This is a genomic window from Microbacterium sp. NPDC064584 (assembly GCF_040687315.1).
GTDB classification, from domain to species: domain Bacteria; phylum Actinomycetota; class Actinomycetes; order Actinomycetales; family Microbacteriaceae; genus Microbacterium; species Microbacterium lacus.
Window position 1 is genome coordinate 190,200 of sequence record NZ_JBFBMZ010000002.1, and the last position, 18,505, is coordinate 208,704.

General features: G+C 69.5%; 13 protein-coding genes. 9 read left to right on the forward strand and 4 right to left on the reverse strand.

Annotation, left to right across the window (positions count from 1 at the left end):
• Positions 1-18: 18 nt before the first annotated feature.
• Genes glgB through glgX form a run of 3 tightly spaced genes read right to left on the reverse strand, consistent with a single transcriptional unit; the run spans position 19 to position 6,442 of the window.
• Complete coding sequence (gene glgB / locus AB0P18_RS05415; protein WP_363359263.1) at positions 19-2,217, reverse strand: 1,4-alpha-glucan branching protein GlgB; 2,199 nt, start codon at positions 2,215-2,217, stop codon at positions 19-21.
• Complete coding sequence (locus AB0P18_RS05420; RefSeq protein ID WP_363359264.1) at positions 2,214-4,298, reverse strand: alpha-1,4-glucan--maltose-1-phosphate maltosyltransferase; 2,085 nt, start codon at positions 4,296-4,298, stop codon at positions 2,214-2,216. Before AB0P18_RS05420 ends, glgB begins: the two co-directional genes overlap by 4 nt.
• Positions 4,299-4,354: 56 nt before the next feature.
• On the reverse strand, positions 4,355-6,442 hold the full coding sequence (gene glgX / locus AB0P18_RS05425; protein WP_363359265.1) for a glycogen debranching protein GlgX: 2,088 nt from the start codon (positions 6,440-6,442) through the stop codon (positions 4,355-4,357).
• A gap of 59 nt (positions 6,443-6,501) precedes the next feature.
• Between glgX and AB0P18_RS05430 the strand changes: the two genes are divergently transcribed.
• Genes AB0P18_RS05430 through ligA form a run of 3 tightly spaced genes read left to right on the forward strand, consistent with a single transcriptional unit; the run spans position 6,502 to position 11,155 of the window.
• The gene (locus tag AB0P18_RS05430; protein WP_344053936.1) at positions 6,502-7,731 is read left to right on the forward strand and encodes a cysteine desulfurase family protein; all 1,230 of its coding nucleotides are present in this window, start codon (positions 6,502-6,504) and stop codon (positions 7,729-7,731) included.
• A gap of 9 nt (positions 7,732-7,740) precedes the next feature.
• The gene (gene mnmA, locus AB0P18_RS05435; RefSeq protein WP_344053935.1) at positions 7,741-8,841 is read left to right on the forward strand and encodes a tRNA 2-thiouridine(34) synthase MnmA; all 1,101 of its coding nucleotides are present in this window, start codon (positions 7,741-7,743) and stop codon (positions 8,839-8,841) included.
• 46 nt (positions 8,842-8,887) lie between these two features.
• Positions 8,888-11,155 (forward strand): NAD-dependent DNA ligase LigA, encoded by a 2,268-nt coding sequence (ligA, locus tag AB0P18_RS05440; protein ID WP_363359266.1) that lies wholly within the window; start codon positions 8,888-8,890, stop codon positions 11,153-11,155.
• 8 nt (positions 11,156-11,163) lie between these two features.
• Here ligA and AB0P18_RS05445 read toward each other — a convergent pair whose 3' ends face one another.
• Positions 11,164-12,867 (reverse strand): long-chain-fatty-acid--CoA ligase, encoded by a 1,704-nt coding sequence (locus AB0P18_RS05445; RefSeq protein WP_363359268.1) that lies wholly within the window; start codon positions 12,865-12,867, stop codon positions 11,164-11,166.
• Positions 12,868-12,923: 56 nt separating this feature from the next.
• Between AB0P18_RS05445 and gatC the strand changes: the two genes are divergently transcribed.
• The 6 genes from gatC to AB0P18_RS05475 are packed head-to-tail and all read left to right on the forward strand — an operon-like array spanning position 12,924 to position 18,494.
• On the forward strand, positions 12,924-13,223 hold the full coding sequence (gene gatC / locus AB0P18_RS05450) for an Asp-tRNA(Asn)/Glu-tRNA(Gln) amidotransferase subunit GatC (protein ID WP_344053931.1): 300 nt from the start codon (positions 12,924-12,926) through the stop codon (positions 13,221-13,223).
• Positions 13,220-14,737: an Asp-tRNA(Asn)/Glu-tRNA(Gln) amidotransferase subunit GatA gene (gatA, locus tag AB0P18_RS05455; protein WP_344053929.1), complete on the forward strand. Its 1,518-nt coding sequence runs from the start codon at positions 13,220-13,222 to the stop codon at positions 14,735-14,737. Before gatC ends, gatA begins: the two co-directional genes overlap by 4 nt.
• A gap of 1 nt (position 14,738) precedes the next feature.
• Positions 14,739-16,253, forward strand: a complete 1,515-nt coding sequence (gene gatB, locus AB0P18_RS05460) for an Asp-tRNA(Asn)/Glu-tRNA(Gln) amidotransferase subunit GatB (protein WP_344053927.1) — start codon at positions 14,739-14,741, stop codon at positions 16,251-16,253.
• 38 nt (positions 16,254-16,291) lie between these two features.
• Positions 16,292-17,596, forward strand: coding sequence for a DNA polymerase IV (locus AB0P18_RS05465; RefSeq protein ID WP_363359270.1), 1,305 nt, complete (start codon positions 16,292-16,294; stop codon positions 17,594-17,596).
• 9 nt (positions 17,597-17,605) lie between these two features.
• A complete protein-coding gene (locus AB0P18_RS05470) occupies positions 17,606-17,926 on the forward strand; it encodes a hypothetical protein (protein WP_344053923.1) in 321 nt (106 codons plus the stop codon).
• Positions 17,901-18,494 (forward strand): hypothetical protein, encoded by a 594-nt coding sequence (locus AB0P18_RS05475; RefSeq protein WP_344053921.1) that lies wholly within the window; start codon positions 17,901-17,903, stop codon positions 18,492-18,494. The genes AB0P18_RS05470 and AB0P18_RS05475 overlap by 26 nt, the downstream gene beginning before the upstream one ends.
• The last annotated feature ends 11 nt before the right edge of the window (positions 18,495-18,505 follow it).

Sequence of the window (18,505 nt, forward strand, 5' to 3'; positions counted from 1 at the left end):
GCGCGGCCGGCCGGGCCGTCAGGGAAGCAGCAGCTGTCCGGAACTCGTTTGCGGCGGCAGGTGCTGCTGCGCGGCATGTCCGAGCCAGAGGACCCCGAGCGGGGGCAGGACCATCGTGGCCCGTCCGGATTCTCCGGCGTGGACCGCACCCAGATTGCCGACGCCTGAGCCGCCGTACTCCTGACCGTCGGAGTTGAGGATCTCGTGCCACACGCCTGATTCGGGCAGATCCAGCGCGTACCCGTGGATCGGCACGCCGGAGAAGTTCGCGATCACGACGACCGTGTTGCCGTGATGGTCACGACGGGAGAAGGCCACGACATTCGGGTTCCAGGTGGGGGCGCCGATGCGGGAGAACGCCGCGCCGTCGCTGTCGCGCGACCACAGTGCGGACTGCGCCTTGTAGACGCTGTTGAGCGTCGCCACGAAGCCGTGCAGCTGCGCGTGCGAAGGCTGGTCCAGCAGCCACCAGTCCAGACCACGGCCCTCCGCCCATTCGGAGAGCTGGCCGAACTCCTGTCCCATGAACAGCAGTTGCTTGCCGGGGTGGCCCCACATGTACGCGAGGAACGCACGCATGTTCGCGAGCTTCTGCCAGTGGTCACCGGGCATTCGCGCGAACAGACTGCCCTTGCCGTGGACGACCTCGTCATGGCTGATGGGCAGCACGAAGTTCTCGCTGAACGCGTAGACGAACGAGAACGAGAGCTCTCCTTCGTGGTGCGCGCGGTACATCGGGTCCCGGGCGATGTACTGGAGCGAGTCGTTCATCCAGCCCATGTTCCACTTGAAGCCGAAGCCGAGACCCGCCTGACTCGTCGGAGCGGTCACGCCCGGGAAGGACGTGGACTCCTCGGCGATCAGGGAGATCCCCGGATAGCGCTTGTACGACGTGGCGGTCACTTCCTGGAGGAATCTGATGGCCTCCAGGTTCTCGCGCCCGCCGTGGATGTTCGGGACCCACTCCCCGTCCTCGCGCGAGTAGTCGAGGTACAGCATCGACGCGACGGCGTCGACGCGGAGGCCGTCGACGTGGAATTCCTCGAACCAGTACAGCGCGTTGGCGACGAGGAAGTTCCGCACCTCGTTGCGTCCGTAGTCGAAGATGTACGTGCCCCAGTCGCGGTGCTCGCCGCGCCGCGGATCGGGATGCTCGTACAGCGCCTCGCCGTCGAAGCGGGCGAGCGCGAAAGCGTCCTTCGGGAAGTGACCGGGCACCCAGTCCATGATCACGCCGATACCCGCCTGGTGCAGCCGGTCGATCAGGTAGCGGAGGTCATCGGGCGACCCGAACCGACTGGTGGGGGAGTAGTACCCGGTCACCTGATAGCCCCAGGAGCCCCCGAACGGGTGCTCCGCGAGCGGCAGGAACTCCACGTGGGTGAAGCCCTGCGCCGTGACGTAGTCGATCAGCTGGTCCGCACCCTCGCGATACGAGAGCCCCGGACGCCACGAGCCGAAGTGCACTTCGTAGATCGACATGGGCTGCGACACAGGCTGGCTGGACGCGCGCGCCTTCAGCCATGCGGCATCCGCCCATGCATATCCCGAATCCGTCACGACGGATGCCGTCGCCGGGGGGATCTCGGCGAATCGCGCCATCGGATCGGCTTTGAGCACCCACTCACCGCCGCGGGAGAGGAGCTGGAACTTGTAGGCGGTGCCGACCCCGATGCCGGGGACGAAGATCTCCCAGACGCCGCTGGATCCCATGGACCGCATGGCGTGGGCGGGGCCGTCCCATCCGTTGAAGTCGCCGACGACACGCACGGCCCGGGCGTTCGGCGCCCACACGGAGAAGGCCGTGCCCGCGACGCCGTCGATCGTGCGCACATGCGCGCCGAGGACGCGCCAGAGCTCTTCGTGACGCCCCTCGCGGATCAGGTGCAGATCGAGTTCGCCGATCGTCGGGGCGAACCGATACGGGTCCACCGCGGTGAAGTCGGGCGCGTCGGGGTACGTCGTCACAAGTTCGTACGAGCCGCCCTCACCGGCGCGCTGACCTTCCCAGATGCCGGCGCGCACGTGCTCGAGCGGGACACGGGTGCCGTCGTCGAACACGGCGGTGACGCTGCGGGCCAGCGGCCGACGCGCTCTGATCGTCCACTCGGGCGCACCCTCGGCATCCTGTCCGAAATGCATGCCGAGGACGGAATGCGGATCGTGATGCGAGCCCGCCGCGACGGCGTCGAGCAGGTCATCGGTGGGACTCGTCATCGAGACTCCTTCACGTGCAGGATGTGGACGGGTTCGGTGAACGCGTCGAGACGGACGAAATTGTGATCCGACCAGGTCCAGTGCTCACCCGTGATCAGGTCTTCGACCTCGAACGGCGTCCCGGACGGCACGCCCCAGACGCGGGTGTCCAGGTGGACCATCGTCTGACGCACGGAATGCGGGTCGACGTTGGCCACCACGATGATCGTGTCGGCGTGTCCGCTCGGCGAGAGCGCGGCGTCGATCCGCTTCGAGAAGACGAGGATCGCGTCGTCGTCGCTCCAGTGCACCGAGATGTTGCGCAGCTGCCGCAGCGCGGGGTGCTCCCGGCGGATCTGGTTCAGGCGAGTCAGGTACGGGGCGAGCGAATCTCCGCGCGCCTCCGCTGCCGCCCAGTCGCGGAGCTTGTACTCGAACTTCTCGTTGTCGATGTTCTCTTCCGCGCCGGGACGCGCGACGTTCTCGTACAGCTCGTATCCGGCGTACACCCCGTAGGTCGGTGCTCCCGTGGCCGCGATCGCCGCGCGGATCTTGTAGCCCGGTCGGCCGCCGTACTGCAGGTACTCCGTGAGGATGTCGGGCGTGTTGACGAAAAGATTCGGGCGCAGGAAGTCGGCTGTCTCGGTCGCGAGGCCCGTCAGGAACTCCTCCAGCTCGGCCTTCGTGTTGCGCCAGGTGAAGTACGTGTAGCTCTGCTGGAAGCCGGCTCTCGCCAGCGACTGCATCACGGCCGGCCGCGAGAACGCCTCGGCCAGGAACACGACGTCCGGGCGCTCCGCGTTGACGGTGGAGATCAACCACTCCCAGAACTGCAGCGGCTTGGTGTGGGGATTGTCGACTCGGAAGATCGCGACGCCCTGGGCGATCCAGTGGCGGACCACCCGCAGAGCTTCGGCGGAGAAGCCCTCCGGATCGTTGTCGAAGTTGATCGGGTAGATGTCCTGATACTTCTTCGGGGGGTTCTCTGCGTACGCGATCGTCCCGTCCGGGAGGGTGGTGAACCACTCCGGGTGGGCGGCGACCCACGGGTGATCCGGCGCGGCCTGGAGAGCGAGATCCAAAGCGACCTCGATACCCTCCGCGCGCGCGGCGCGCACGAAGGCGCGGAAGTCCGCCAGGGTCCCGAGATCGGGGTGGATCGCGTCATGCCCGCCCTCGTCGGATCCGATCGCCCAGGGCGATCCCGGATCGCCGGGCTTCGGGTCGAGCGTGTTGTTCGGGCCCTTGCGGTTGAGCCGGCCGATCGGGTGGATCGGTGGCAGGTAGAGCACGTCGAAGCCCATCGCCGCCACGGCGGGGAGGCGCTTCATCGCCGTCCGGAAGGTGCCGCTCTTGATCGTGCCGTCCTTCACACGGCGTGCGCCCTCCGAGCGGGGGAAGAACTCGTACCACGCACCGACTCCGGCCCGCTCGCGTTCGACGAGCAGCTCATGACGCTCACCGAGCGTCATGAGCGACGTCAGCGGGCGCGCCGTGAAGAACGCGGCGATCGACGGGTCGCGGACGATCTCCAGAGCCGCATCGTCGTCGACCGCGCTGTCGCGCAGGCTGACGGCGGCGCTCTCCAGGCGACGGCGCTCCGTGATCGGCCGCGACTTCTCCTTCACCGCCCGGTCGAACAGTCGCGCGCCGATCTCGCGCATGAGCGCGGCATCCACCCCCGCGGCGATCTTCAGGTCGGCCGCGTGCTCCCACGTCGCGAAGTCGTCCGCGAAAGCCTCGAAGCGGAAGCCCCAGACACCTTCCTCGAGCGGGGTGACGGCGGTCTCCCACCGGTCGAACCCGTCGTGCAGGGCGCGGAGACGGTGCAGCGACTCGTCGCCGGACGGAGCGAAGAGGCGGACGTGGACGCCGATCAGGTCATGTCCCTCGCGGAACGCCACGGCCCGGAACGGGACGATCTCACCGGCGTAGGCGCTCGGGCGGAACGAGCCGCCGGGCACCGCCGGGGAGATCAGGGTGACCGGTATGCGCGGCGTCGCGGTCGTGCGGTTCGGCTGGAAGTCCGTGGCCTCCCTGACGGGGACCGGAGAGATGCTTCGCCAGGAAAGGGGGCGCGTCGCGCGCGTCGTCGTGACCACCTCTCGAACCTACCGCGCACCCCGGCGGCAGGACAGCTTCCGCCGCGCCGGATCGACTACTCGACCCGGAAGAGCCGCATCGACGTGCCCACGAGAGGCACGACATCCCCGGGAGCGAAGGTCTCCTCGACGTCGACGGGCCGCTCGTCCGCACTGGACCACAGCGAAACGAACGAGGTCACCCCCTCGATCTCGGGCAGCGTCACCGCGGTGGGGCGTTCGTTGCCGTGCACCATGAGCAGGATCCGGTTGTAGGCCTCGAACTCGGGGGTGGAGGCGGCGACGTACTGCAGCGTGCGGTGGGCGGGGTCCGTCCACTTGTCGATCGACATCGTGCTGCCGGTCTGGTCGTACCACTCCATCACGGATGCCGAGGGGGTGTGCTCGTCGAGCTTGGCGAATCTGCTCGGTCGCAGAGCGGGGTTCTCGGCGCGAAGGCGGATGAGGCGACGCACGTGCGCGAACAGATCGTCCTGCCACGGCGCGTGGTCCCACGACAGCCAGGTGAGGGCGGAGTCGTGGCAGTAGGCGTTGTTGTTGCCGCGCTGCGTCCGGGCGAACTCGTCGCCCGCGGTCAGCATGGGCACCCCCGCCGACAGCAGCAGAGTGCCCAGGATGTTCCGCATGGCCTTGCGGCGGGTGGCGAGGATCCCCGCGTCGGTCGTGGGTCCTTCCGCGCCGTGGTTGAACGAGCGGTTCGTGTCGGCACCGTCGCGGTTCTGCTCGCCGTTGCCCAGGTTGTGCTTCACGTCGTACGACACCAGATCACGGAGGGTGAACCCGTCGTGTGCGGTGACGAAGTTCACGCTCGCCAGCGGCCCCCGCTCGACGCTGAACGTGTTCGACGAACCGGACAGGCGCGTGGCGAAGCCGCCGATCCCGACCGGCGCCGTGGACGCGCGGCGTGCGTAGTCGACGTCGCTCAGCCAGAAGTTGCGCACGCGGTCGCGGTAGCGGTCGTTCCACTCGTGCCAGCCGTCCCCGAAGTTCCCGGTCTGCCAGCCGCCCATGCCCACATCCCAGGGCTCCGCGATGCGCTTGACGCCGGCGAGCGCCGGATCATCGACGATCGCACGCAGGAGAGGGTGATCCGGCGTGAAGTGGTGGTTCGCATCCCGGCCGAGCGTTGCCGCGAGGTCGAACCGGAACCCGTCCACCTGCAGGTCGACGGCCCAGTAGCGCAGCGAATCGAGGATGAGCCGGGCGGCGGCATCCGTGGAGGTGTTCACCGAATTCCCGCATCCCGTGACGTCGATGTACGCGCCGTCGTCCTGCTGCCGATAGTAGGAGCGGTTGTCGATGCCGCGCAGGCTCGAGCGCGGTCCGCCGATGCTCTCTTCGGCGGTGTGGTTGTACACGACGTCGAGGATGACCTCGAGGCCCGCCTGGTGCAGCAGCTTCACCATGCCCTTGAACTCGCGCAGGATCGCCTCGGGTCCCTGCCGTCGGTTCTCTTCGGTCGCGTATGCGCCGTGCGGCGTGAAGAAATTGAGGGTGTTGTAGCCCCAATAGTTCGTGAGGCCGTGCTGGAGCAGACGAGGCTCGGTCGCGAACGCGTGCACCGGCAGGAGCTGGATGCTCGTGACGCCGAGCGCGAGGAAATGCTCGATCATCGCCGGGTGCGCGAGGCCCGCATACGTGCCGTGCAGAGCCGGCGGAACGAGCGGATGCCGCTTGGACATGCCCTTGAGATGGCCCTCGTAGATGACCGTCCTGTCCATCGGGATCGCGGGTTTCGTCACGCCGCCCCAGTCGAAGGATCCGTCCACCACGACGGCGCGCCAGTCCTCGAAACCGCCGCTGACCAGCCCCCTCGCATACGGTTCGACGAGGAGGGTGCCGGGGTTGAATGTATTGCCGGGGCCGTGGGGGCCGTCGACACGGATCGCGTAGCGCGTCCCCGGCCGCAGGAGCGGCGTCGTCACGCTCCACACCCCCGCACCGACCGGCTCGAGCGGGACCGTGTCGGTGATCCAGTCCAGATCGGTGTCGTCGAACACCACGAGTTCTATTCCGCTCGCGTTCGCGGACCAGACGCGCAGAGTCGCACCGTCGGGTCCGAGCGTGACGCCGAGATCGTCGAGCTCGGAGCTCAGCAGTCCCGGCGGCGGAGCGAGCGCGGTCAGGGATTCGGGCGAGACCATGCGCTCTACAGTAGTAACGCCGCGAGTCGGCGAGGTGACGTTGAGGCGGGGGGACCGGAATGGTCGTATATCTCGACCACGCCGCGACGACGGGCATGCGGCCCGAAGCACGGGACGCGTGGTTGCATGCCGCCGAGGCGGCGGGCAACCCCTCATCGATCCATGCTGCGGGTCAGGCGGCGCGGCGCGTGCTCGAGGACGCACGCGAGCGACTGGCCGCGACGCTGGGATGCGAGCCGATCGAGGTCGTGTTCACGTCGGGCGGCACCGAGTCGGTGAACCTCGGGATCACAGGTCTGTACCGCGCCCGGCGCGAGCGCACCGGGCGCACGGCGATCGTCGCGCCGGAGGGCGAGCATCACGCCACTGTGGACACGCTGGACTATCTGCACGAACACGAGGTCGCCGACGTGGAATGGGTCCGGGTGGACCGCGATGCCCGACTCGATCCGGACGCTTGGGAGGGTGCGGTCGGCAGCGGCGACGCGGCCGTCGCCACTCTGCTCGCCGCGAACAACGAAGTCGGGACGCTGCAGCCGCTGGAGGAGGCGGCATCCGCCTGCGCGCGGGCCGGCGTGCCGATGCACGTGGACGCCGTGGGCGCTTTCGGCCACGTGCCGCTGTCCTTCCGCGGCCTGCGCGCGGCGAGCGGATCCCGAAGCGCGGGCCTGGTGGCGATGAGCGTCGCCGCGCACAAGCTCGGCGGTCCGATCGGCGTCGGTGCCCTCGTCGTCGCCCGGGACGCGGCCGTCGAGCCTCTCCTGCACGGGGGCGGTCAGCAGCGCGGAGTGCGGGCGGGCACGCAGGATCCCGCCGGTGCGGCGGCGTTCGCCGCAGCGGCGGAGCTCGCTGTCGCCGAGCTCGCGGTCGAGGCCGCCCGCATCGGCGCGCTCCGAGACCGGCTCGAAAGCGCACTGCGGGAGCGCCTTCCCGAGATGCGCGTCTCGGCGCTCGGGGCAGAGCGTCTTCCGGGACACTTCCACGCGGTCTTCCCCGGCGCACAGGGCGACTCCCTCCTGATGCTGCTGGACGCGGCCGGCATCGCCGTCTCGACGGGGTCGGCATGTCAGGCCGGCGTCCCGGAACCCTCGCACGTCCTGCTCGCGATGGGCATGGGCGACGCGGCGGCACGCAGCGCACTGCGTCTGACGCTCGGGCGTACCACCACTGCGGAGGACGTCGATGCGGTGATCGCGACGCTTCCCGGGGTCTACGAGCGAGCGCGGGGAGCCGGGTTGTCCACACGGCGCGTGGCGGCGTCCCGCCCCGCAGGGGACGCGCTCTCGTAGAATCGTCTGATGCGTGTTCTGGCGGCGATGAGCGGGGGAGTGGACTCCGCGGTGGCCGCCGCGCGCGCCGTGGATGCCGGCCACGACGTGGTGGGCGTGCACCTTGCTCTCTCGCGCGCCGGCGGGACGCTGCGCACGGGCAGCCGCGGGTGCTGCACGATCGAGGACGCGATGGATGCGCGACGGGCGGCCGATCGCCTCGGGATCCCGTTCTACGTGTGGGACTTCTCGGAGCGCTTCCGCGACGACGTGATCGAGGATTTCGTCTCGGAGTACCGTGCCGGGCGGACACCCAACCCGTGCATGCGCTGCAACGAGCGGATCAAGTTCGCCGCGGTCCTCGAGAAGGCCCTCGACCTCGGGTTCGACGCCGTCTGCACAGGCCACTACGCGCTCCTTCGCACCGGGACGGACGGGACGCTCGAACTGCACCGCGCGAGCGACGCGGCCAAGGACCAGTCGTACGTGCTCGGCGTCCTCACCGCAGACCAGCTGGAGCACACGCTGTTCCCGCTGGGCGAGACTCCGTCGAAAGAACTCGTCCGGCAGGAGGCGGAGGCGCGCGGTCTGACCGTCGCCCGCAAGCCGGACAGCCACGACATCTGCTTCATTCCGGACGGAGACACCCGCGGCTGGCTCGCCGAGCGGGTGGGCGCCGCGCGCGGCGACATCGTCGACGACTCCGGCACGGTCGTGGGTTCGCACGAGGGGGCGCACGCCTTCACGGTCGGACAGCGCCGCGGGCTGTCGCTCGGTGTGCCGGCGGCAGACGGGAAGCCCCGCTTCGTCCTGGAGGTGCGACCGGTCAGCAACACGGTCGTCGTCGGTCCGAAGGAGGCGCTGGCGATCGCGCAGATCTCCGGCGCCCGATTCACGTGGGCCGGCGCCGTCCCCGCCCGCCGGGAGTTCGAGTGCCACGTCCAGATCCGCGCGCACGCCGATCCCGTGCCGGCGACCGCCGTCGTCTCCGCGGCGCTCGTGACGGTGACGCCCGATGAGCCCCTCGACGGCGTCGCGCCCGGGCAGACCGCCGTCCTATACGACGGCACGCGTGTTCTGGGCCAGTTCACGATCGATCACACGGTCTCGGCGGTGCCGGTCACGACGTGACGATCCGGCCCGTATCACTGTCGGTGCCCGCTCGTAGACTTGCCGGGTGACGGACTCCGAAGCCCCCGATGAGCTGTCCCTTGCGTCCCTGGACGACGCGCGGCAGGAGAGCGTGCGTCTGACCGAGCTGATCCTGCAGGCGCGCGACGCGTACTACGGGCGCGACACGGTCGTCGTGGACGACGCGACCTACGACGGATGGATGCAGCGGCTCGAGCGCATCGAGCGTCTCCACCCCGAGCTGCAGGGCCAGGACTCGCCCACCCTCACCGTGGGTGCGGCATCCGGATCCCTCTTCGCACCCGTCGAGCACGCCGAGCGCATGCTGAGCCTGGACAACGTGTTCAGCGACGAGGAGTTCCTCGCCTGGGCGGCGAAGGTGCAGCGCGATGCCGGACGCCCGGTGCACTACCTGTGCGAGCTGAAGATCGACGGGCTCGCGCTGTCGCTGCGCTACGAGCACGGCCGTCTGGTCTCCGCGGCGACGCGCGGCGACGGGCGCGTGGGCGAGGACGTGACGGACAATGTGCGGCAGGTGGCCGGCATCCCGCATCGCCTCGAGGGCTCCGGACACCCGCCGCTGGTCGAGGTGCGCGGAGAAGTCTTCTTCACCGTCGCCGATTTCGAATCCCTGAACGCCTACCAGGAGGCGATGGGCGACCGGCTGTTCGCCAATCCTCGCAACGCCGCGAGCGGCTCACTTCGTCAGAAGACCGAGGGCAAGAACGAACGCCAGCTCGACGCCGTGCATCAGCGCCTCTCGCGGCTGCGCATGACGGTGCACGGCATAGGTGCATGGCCCGACCCGCCGGTGCGGACGCAGAGCGAGGTCTACGGGCTGCTGGCCTCGTGGGGGCTGCCCACAAGTGCGTACTTCCGCGTGGCGGACTCGGCGGAGGCGGCCGACGACTTCATCCGTCACTACGGCGCGCATCGTCACGACGTCGAGCACGAGATCGACGGCATCGTGATCAAGGTGGACGAACTCGCGCTGCACGATGAGCTGGGGGCGACGAGCCGGGCGCCGCGCTGGGCGATCGCGTACAAGTATCCGCCCGAGCAGGTGAACACCGTCCTGCGGGACATCGTGGTGTCGGTCGGCCGCACCGGCCGTGCGACGCCGTTCGCCGTGATGGAGCCGACGCGCGTGGCCGGGAGCGTCGTGCGCCAGGCCACGCTGCACAATCAGGACGTCGTGAAGGCGAAGGGCGTGCTTATCGGGGACACCGTCGTCCTGCGTAAGGCCGGTGACGTGATCCCCGAGGTGCTCGGGCCGGTCGTCGAGCTGCGGGACGGCACCGAGCGCCCGTTCGTGATGCCGAAGGACTGCCCGGAGTGCGGCTTCCCGCTCGCACCTGCGAAAGAGGGCGACATCGACCTGCGCTGCCCGAACGCGCGGTCGTGCCCCGCGCAGGTGCGCGGACGCGTCGAGCACATCGGATCCCGCGGCGCGCTGGATGTCGAAGGACTGGGCGAGGTGTCCGCCGCGGCGCTCACACAGCCGATCCGACCGGAGACGCCGCCGCTGGTGACCGAAGCCGCTCTGTTCGACCTGCGCGCGGAGGACCTCTTCCCGATCGATGTCGTCGTCCGGGATGCCGAGACCGGACTCCCGCGTCTGAGCGAGGACGGCACCCCCGACACCCGCTCGCCGTTCCGGCGCCAGCGGAAGAAGACCGACCCGCCGTACTCCGCCGACGGACCCTTCGACGGAGACGAGTCATCCATCCTGTCGGCTGCTGCGACGGTGCTGCTGGCCAACGTCGAAGGCGCCAAGACGAAGGATCTCTGGCGGTTCCTCGTCGCCCTCAACATCCGCCACGTGGGCCCGGTGGCCGCACGGGCGCTCGCGCAGTGGTTCGGCTCCGTCGACGCGATCCGGGCAGCCACCCGCGATGAGCTCGCGGCCGTCGAGGGCGTCGGCGGCATCATCGCGGACTCGCTCCTGGAGTGGTTCGAGATCGACTGGCACCGCGAGATCGTCGAACGCTGGAGCGCCGCCGGAGCGCAGCTGCGCACTCCTGGTCACGCCGGTCCGGGCGCGGCGGTGGCCGCGGGCGGCGTGCTGGAGGGTGTCACCGTCGTCGCCACCGGATCGCTTGAGGGCTTCAGCCGTGAAGGAGCGCAGGAGGCGATCATCGCGGCCGGCGGCAAGGCGGCGTCGAGCGTGTCCAAGAAGACCGACTTCGTCGCGGCCGGTCCCGGTGCGGGCTCCAAGCTCACCCGGGCGGAAGAGCTCGGCATCCGCATCATCGACGCCGCTCAGTTCCGACTTCTCGTGACCGAAGGCCCCGCCGCCCTCGACCAGGGGTAGCGGGCGCGTCAGCCTCCGGAGGTCAACTGCAGCAGCGAGTCGCGCACCTGGCGACGCAGGACCTTGCCGATGAGCGACTTCGGCAGCTCATCCACGACGAAGATCCGGCGCGGCACTTTGTACGGCGTCAGGATGCCGCGCGCGAACTCCCTGATCGCCTCGATGTCGGGCTGCCCGGCGCCCGCCGCGAGCACGACGGCCGCGACGACTTCTTCCCCCGATTGGGCGCTGGGGAGCCCGACCACCGCGGCGTCATCGACCTGGGGATGCTGGCGGAGCGCGATCTCGACCTCGGTCGGCGCGACGTTGAATCCGCCCGTGATGATGAGTTCCTTGATGCGATCGACGATCCGCACGAAGCCACCGGCGTCGACTGTGACGATGTCGCCGGTGCGGAACCAGCCGTCGACGAACACCTTCTCGGTCTCCTCGGGCTTGCCGTAGTACCCGCCGAAGACCTGCGGACCCCGGACGATGAGCTCCCCGGGCTGACCGGCAGGCACATCGCGGGTGGGCTCGTCCGGGTCCACGACCCGCACCTCCGTTCCCGGGAGCGGCAGTCCGACGGTGCCCGGCACACGGTTCTCGGCGACCGGATTGGCCATCAGCACCGGCGAGCATTCGCTCAGACCATAGCCCTCGACCAGGTATCCCCCCGAAGCGGCCTCGAACGGCACGACGAGTTCGTGCGGCAGCGCCATCGCTCCGGAGATGGCGACCTGCGTGCCCTCCAGCGAGACGCCCTTCTCGCGCGCCGCCTTCAGCAGGCGATCGGCGATCGGCGGGACGAGCGGAAGGAAGGTCGCGGGGTGCTTCTTGGTGACCTCTAGCACCATGTCCGGGTCGAAACGCGGGAACAGCACCAGACGCGCTCCCATCGACATCGCGAAGGTGAGGCACAGCGTCAGGCCGTAAGCGTGGAACATCGGCAGCACCGCGTAGACCACGCACCCGTCGCCGCGGACGATCGAGGGGACCCATGCGCGTGCTTGCGCGGCGTTGGAGAGAAGGTTGCGGTGCGTGAGGGAAGCGCCCTTCGGTGTCCCGGTCGTGCCGCTGGTGTACTGGATCAGGGCGAGATCGTCCGTGGCGGGCTTCGGATGCGTCGCCGGGAGCGGTGCCGAGCCGACGACCGACTCCCACGACACCGTCCGGGTGACCTTCGCGTACAGCGCCTCGCGTGCCTCGCGGGCCTTCGCGATCGGCAGGCGCAGGGCCAGACGGGTGGTGAACGGCATCGCCTTGGTGATGTCGACCGAGATGAGGGAGTCGACGGCGAGGTCTTCGGGGAAATCCTGCACGAGCCCGGCCACCTTGGTCCACACGATCGCATGCTTTGCGCCGTGATCCTCGAACTGCTTGCGCAGTTCCCGAGGGGTGTACAGCGGATTGTGCTCGACCACGACCGCACCCAGCCGCAGGATCGCGTAGAACGCGACGATGTGCTGCGGGCAGTTCGGGAGGACGATCGCCACCGGATCGCCGGCGCGCACGCCCTGTTCCAGGAGACCGGCGGCGGCGCGGTCGATCGCCTCGTGGAGTTCGCGGTACGAGGTCGTGCGGCCGAAGAACTGCAGCGCGGGGGCGTCGGGATAATCCCGTGCCGAGGCCTCCACGATGTCGACGAGTGAACCCGTCACCGGGTCGAGATCATCCGGCACACCCTCCGCATAGCTGGCGATCCAGGGGCGAGGAGGCTCGTACGTGGTCACCGCTCCACCCTAGTGATCGGTCTCGTCGGCCACACCGGCGCTCGTAGGATGGACGGGTGTCTGAAATCACCCCCGATCTCGTGCGCCATCTCGGTGTGCTCGCCCGGATCCAGTTGAGCGAAGAGGAGATCTCTCGCTTGACGGGTCAGCTCGACGCGATCGTCGACAACATCGCCAAGGTGTCCGAGGTCGCGACGCCGGACGTCCCCGCGACGAGCCACCCCATTCCGCTGCAGAACGTCGCGCGTCCCGACGAGGTCGGGGACATGCTGACGCCGGAGCAGACGCTGCAGAACGCACCGGACGCCGCCGACGGTCGCTTCCGGGTGACCGCGATCCTGGGGGAGGAACAGTGACCGCGGAACTGACGCGTCTGAGCGCGGCCGAACTCGGCGCGCGACTGTCCGCCGGCGAGGTCTCCAGTGTCGAGGTCACGCGCGCGCACCTGGATCGGATCGCGGCGGTGGATGCCGACATCCACGCATTCCTCCACGTGAGCGATCACGCCCTCGAGGTCGCCGACGACATCGACCGACGGCGTGCCGCAGGGGAGGACCTCGGTCCGATCGCGGGCGTACCGCTGGCGATCAAGGACGTTCTGGTCACGACCGACATGCCCTCCACGAGCGGGTCGCGGATCCTCGAGGGGTACATGTCGCCGTTCGACGCTACTGTCGTCGCACGCTCCCGCGCGGCGGGTCTCGTCCCGCTCGGCAAGACGAACATGGACGAGTTCGCGATGGGCTCGTCCACCGAGCACTCCGCGTACGGACCGACGCGCAATCCGTGGGATCTGGACCGCATTCCGGGCGGCTCAGGGGGCGGCTCGGCGGCGGCCGTCGCGGCCTTCGAGGCGCCCCTCGCCCTCGGGTCCGACACGGGCGGGTCGATCCGTCAGCCCGCGCACGTCACCGGCACCGTGGGTCTCAAGCCGACGTACGGCGCCGTCAGCCGGTACGGCGCGATCGCTCTCGCGTCGAGCCTGGATCAGGTCGGGCCCGTGACGCGCACCGTCCTGGACGCGGGTCTGCTTCACGACGTGATCGGCGGGCACGATCCGCACGATTCGACCTCGCTCACCGACGCGTGGCCGTCCTTCGCCGCGGCCGCGCGGGAAGGCGCGAACGGCGAGGTCCTCCGGGGCCTCCGCGTCGGGGTCATCAAGGAGCTTCCGGACTCGGGCTTCCAGCCCGGCGTTTCGGCGTCGTTCCGCGCCGCCCTGGCCGCGATGGAGGCGCAGGGTGCCGAGATCGTCGAGATCAGCGCCCCGCACTTCGAGTACGGAGTCGCGGCCTACTACCTGATCCTGCCTGCGGAGGCGTCGAGCAACCTCGCCAAGTTCGACTCCGTGCGCTTCGGTCTGCGAGTGACTCCCTCCGGGACTCCGACCGTCGAGAGCGTCATGGCCGCGACGCGCGACGCCGGATTCGGTGACGAAGTGAAGCGCCGCATCATCCTGGGGACCTACGCGCTGTCGGCGGGCTACTACGACGCCTACTACGGCTCCGCGCAGAAGGTGCGGACGCTCATCCAGCGCGACTTCGACGAGGCGTTCTCGAAGGTCGATGTGATCGCGACTCCGTCGGCTCCGACCACCGCGTTCCGGCTCGGCGAGAAGATCGACGACCCGATGCAGATGTACCTGAACGACGTGACGACCATCCCGGCGAACCTCGCCGGCGTCCCGGGCATTTCGATACCTTCGGGGCTCGCCGCGGAGGACGGCCTGCCGGTCGGCATCCAGTTCCTCGCTCCCGCGCGCGCCGACGCGCAGCTCTATCGGGTGGGCGCGGCCCTCGAGGCGCTGCTGGTGGATTCGTGGGGCGCTCCGCTGCTGGATCGCGCCCCGGTACGGGGAGGTGTCGCCTGACATGGCGAAAGACAAGATCATGGACTTCGACGAGGCTCTCGAGCTTTTCGAGCCCGTCCTCGGGTTCGAAGTCCACGTGGAGCTGAACACCAAGACGAAGATGTTCTCAGCCGCGGCCAACCCCGCGCACGATGACAACCACGGCGCCGCCCCGAACACGCTGATCGCCCCGGTGGACCTCGGTCTGCCCGGATCGCTGCCGGTCGTCAACGAGACCGCGATCCGCTCATCGATCAGTCTCGGGCTCGCGCTGGGTTGCTCGATCGCTCCGTCGAGCCGCTTCGCGCGCAAGAACTACTTCTATCCCGATCTCGGCAAGAACTATCAGATCTCCCAATACGACGAGCCGATCGCCTTCGAAGGACGCGTGGAGGTCGAACTCGAAGACGGCACGATCGTCGAGGTTCCGATCGAGCGTGCGCACATGGAGGAGGATGCGGGCAAGCTGACGCACGTCGGCGGCTCAACCGGTCGCATCCAGGGCGCGGAGTACTCCCTCGTCGACTACAACCGCGCCGGCGTCCCGCTGGTGGAGATCGTGACGAAGCCGATCTACGGCGCCGAGCACCGCGCGCCCGAGGTGGCGAAGGCCTACGTCTCCACGATCCGTGACATCGTCCGCGCCCTCGGCATCTCCGAGGCGCGCATGGAGCGTGGCAACCTCCGATGCGATGCGAACGTCTCGCTGCGTCCCCGCGGTCAGGCGGCGCTCGGGACCCGCACGGAGACGAAGAACGTCAACTCCATGCGGTCGGTGGAGCGTGCCGTCCGATACGAGATCCAGCGCCAGGCCGCGATCCTCGCAGCCGGCGGGACGATCACGCAGGAAACGCGGCACTGGCACGAGGACACCGGGACGACCTCACCGGGACGCCCCAAGTCCGACGCGGACGACTACCGGTACTTCCCCGAGCCCGACCTCCTGCCCGTCGTCCCCTCCGCCGAGCTCGTCGAGCAGCTGCGCGCGGCGCTGCCCGAACCGCCGGCCGCGCGACGTCGTCGTCTGAAGGCGGACTGGGGATTCAGCGACATCGACTTCCAGGGTGTGGTGAACGCCGGCCTGCTCGTCGAGGTGGAGGAGACCGTGGCCGCCGGCGCTACCCCCGCCGCGGCGCGCAAGTGGTGGACCGGTGAACTGGCGCGCATCGCGAATGCGGAGGGCAAGGAGCCTGCCGAGCTCGTCTCGCCGCGGGATGTCGCCGAACTGCAGAAGCTCGTGGACGCCGGCACCCTCACCGACAAGCTCGCCCGTCAGGTGCTGGAGGGCATGATCGCGGGCGAGGGCACGCCGCAGGAGATCGTGGACGCCCGCGGGCTCGCCGTCGTCTCGGACGACGGCGCCCTGATCGCGGCGATCGACGAGGCGCTCGCGTCTCAGCCCGATGTCCTGGAGAAGATCCGCGACGGCAAGGTTCAGGCCGCTGGTGCGGTGATCGGCGCGGTGATGAAGGCGATGCGAGGCCAGGCGGATGCCGCACGGGTGCGCGAGCTCGTGCTGGAGCGGGCAGGGCACTGATACGCCTGCATGTCGGTGCCCGGTGAGATCATCGGCTGATGGGACGCGGTGACGGGACCGGGCGGCTCGTGTCGCCCGACGGTGCCGACGACACCGGCACCGGCATCCTGCACGTCGATATGGACGCGTTCTACGCGGCCGTAGAGGTTCTCGACGACCCCTCGCTGAAGGGCAAGCCCCTCATCGTCGGCGGTGTGGAGGGGCGCGGCGTCGTTTCGAGCGCCTCCTACGAGGCACGACGGTTCGGCGTGCGCTCGGCGATGAACATGGCGCAGGCACTGCGCCTGTGTCCGACGGCGATCACGGTGACACCCCACTTCGAGCGATACCTGGCGGTGTCGGCGCAGGTGATGAGCATCTTCCACGACGTCACGCCGCTCGTCGAGCCACTGTCGATCGACGAGGCGTTCCTGGACGTGCGCGGTGCGCGCCGGCTGTGGGGGAGTCCGGGTGAGATCGCGCGTTCGCTCCGTCGACGCGTGCGTGAGGAAACCGGCCTGACCTGCAGCATCGGCGTGGCCGCGACGAAGCACGTTGCCAAGATGGCCTCGACGATCAGCAAGCCCGACGGTCTGCTGATCGTGGCGGCCGACCGGACCGAGGACTTCCTGCGGCCCCGCTCGGTCCGTGCGCTCTGGGGCATCGGCCCCAAATCCGCCGAGGCGCTCGAGGCACGCGGCATCCGGACGATCGCCGACATCCTCGACACGCCCCGCGGGGTGCTCGACCGTGCACTCGGCAGCGCGATGGGCGAGCGCATCTGGCAGTTGTCGCGCGGCATGGATGCGCGCGAGGTCGACACCGAACGTGTCGAGAAGAGCGTCGGCCACGAGGAGACGTTCCACTCCGACATCGACGAGCCGACGATCCTCCGTTCAGAGCTGCGACGGCTGGCCGACCGCGTGGGTGCTCGCCTGCGCTCGAACGGCTGGGAGGCGCGCACGATCGCGATCAAGATCCGCTTCTCGGACTTCACGACGCTCACGCGGTCGCAGACCCTTCCCGAACCCACGGCGGTGGGTCAGCGCATCGGCGAAGCCGCGCTGGGGATGTTCGACGCGCTCGACCGACCACTCCCGGTCCGCCTGGTGGGAGTGCGCGCAGAGAAGCTGCGCCCGTCGGGCGGTGGCGATCTCGCGCTGTGGGACGACGACGAGGAGTGGCGCCGCGTGGAGGGCGCGCTCGATGACGCGGCGGCGCGGTTCGGGCGCGGCGCCGTGACCCGCGCGACGCTGATCGGGGGGCCGCGCGGCGGCACCGCGCTGCCGTCGCACCCGCGCGCGCCGGGGTCGGATTCCGCCGGGCCGGGCTCGGGCCTGGGCAGCGCGCGTCACGACGGGTAGCGTGAAGGAATGCCCAACATCGCACTTGAACTCGGTCAGCAGTCCGCGAATCTCGGCGTGCACAGCGCGTACGGCGAGCCCATCGACGTCGACGGCGTCAAAATCGTCCCCGTCGCGCTGTCGTGGTCGGGCTTCGGTGGAGGATCCGACGAGTCCGGAAACGGCGGCGGCGGTGGCGGCAGCTGGGCGGCTCCCCTGGGGGCGTACGTCCGCAAGGGCGACTCGCTGAGCTTCGAGCCGAACATCGTGTCCTTCCTGGCGGTGGCCATCCCCTTCGTATGGGTCGCCGGTCGTGCACTCAGCCGTGTCATCCGCGCCCTCAAGCGCTAGGGCCGATCCGGTCGCACACGCGCTCGATCTCGCCGCCACGCACATCACGCAGGCAGTCGTCGGGGTGGCGGCATCCAATCCGGTCGTGCTCATCGACGGGCGCAGCGGATCGGGGAAGACGTCCTTGGCGCGCCGGCTCGTCGCCCAATGGCCCTTACGCGGGCGCGTGCAGCTCGTCGCGCTGGACTCGCTGTACCCGGGCTGGGACGGTCTCCGCGACGGCGTGGAGCTCGCCAGAGATGCGATCCTCCGGCCGCACGCCCGCGGACTCGTCGGAGTCTGGCAGCGGTGGGACTGGGAGGTGGGCGCACCGGCGGAGGCGCATGCCGTCGACCCGTCCCTCCCGCTGATCGTCGAGGGCTCAGGCCTGTTGACCGCGGAAACCTCCGCACTCGGAGACGTCCGCGTCTGGCTCGAGTCCCCGGCGCCCTCGCGCATGCGCCGCGCCCTGGCGCGCGACGGCGATACGTATCGCCCGCACTGGGCGCGGTGGGCGGCACAGGAGGAGGAACACCTCGTCACCGACGGACCGCCGTTGCGGGCGACGCACGTCTTCGCGATTCCCTGAGGATCTGCGAT

What these genes read in the sequence shown, in the direction of transcription:
- glgB (WP_363359263.1), bottom strand. Translation starts at nt 2,217, where the DNA reads ATGACGAGTCCCACCGATGACCTGCTCGACGCCGTCGCGGCGGGCTCG.
- glgX (WP_363359265.1), bottom strand. Translation starts at nt 6,442, where the DNA reads ATGGTCTCGCCCGAATCCCTGACCGCGCTCGCTCCGCCGCCGGGACTG.
- AB0P18_RS05430 (WP_344053936.1), top strand. Translation starts at nt 6,502, where the DNA reads ATGGTCGTATATCTCGACCACGCCGCGACGACGGGCATGCGGCCCGAA.
- mnmA (WP_344053935.1), top strand. Translation starts at nt 7,741, where the DNA reads ATGCGTGTTCTGGCGGCGATGAGCGGGGGAGTGGACTCCGCGGTGGCC.
- gatB (WP_344053927.1), top strand. Translation starts at nt 14,739, where the DNA reads ATGGCGAAAGACAAGATCATGGACTTCGACGAGGCTCTCGAGCTTTTC.
- AB0P18_RS05465 (WP_363359270.1), top strand. Translation starts at nt 16,292, where the DNA reads ATGGGACGCGGTGACGGGACCGGGCGGCTCGTGTCGCCCGACGGTGCC.
- AB0P18_RS05470 (WP_344053923.1), top strand. Translation starts at nt 17,606, where the DNA reads ATGCCCAACATCGCACTTGAACTCGGTCAGCAGTCCGCGAATCTCGGC.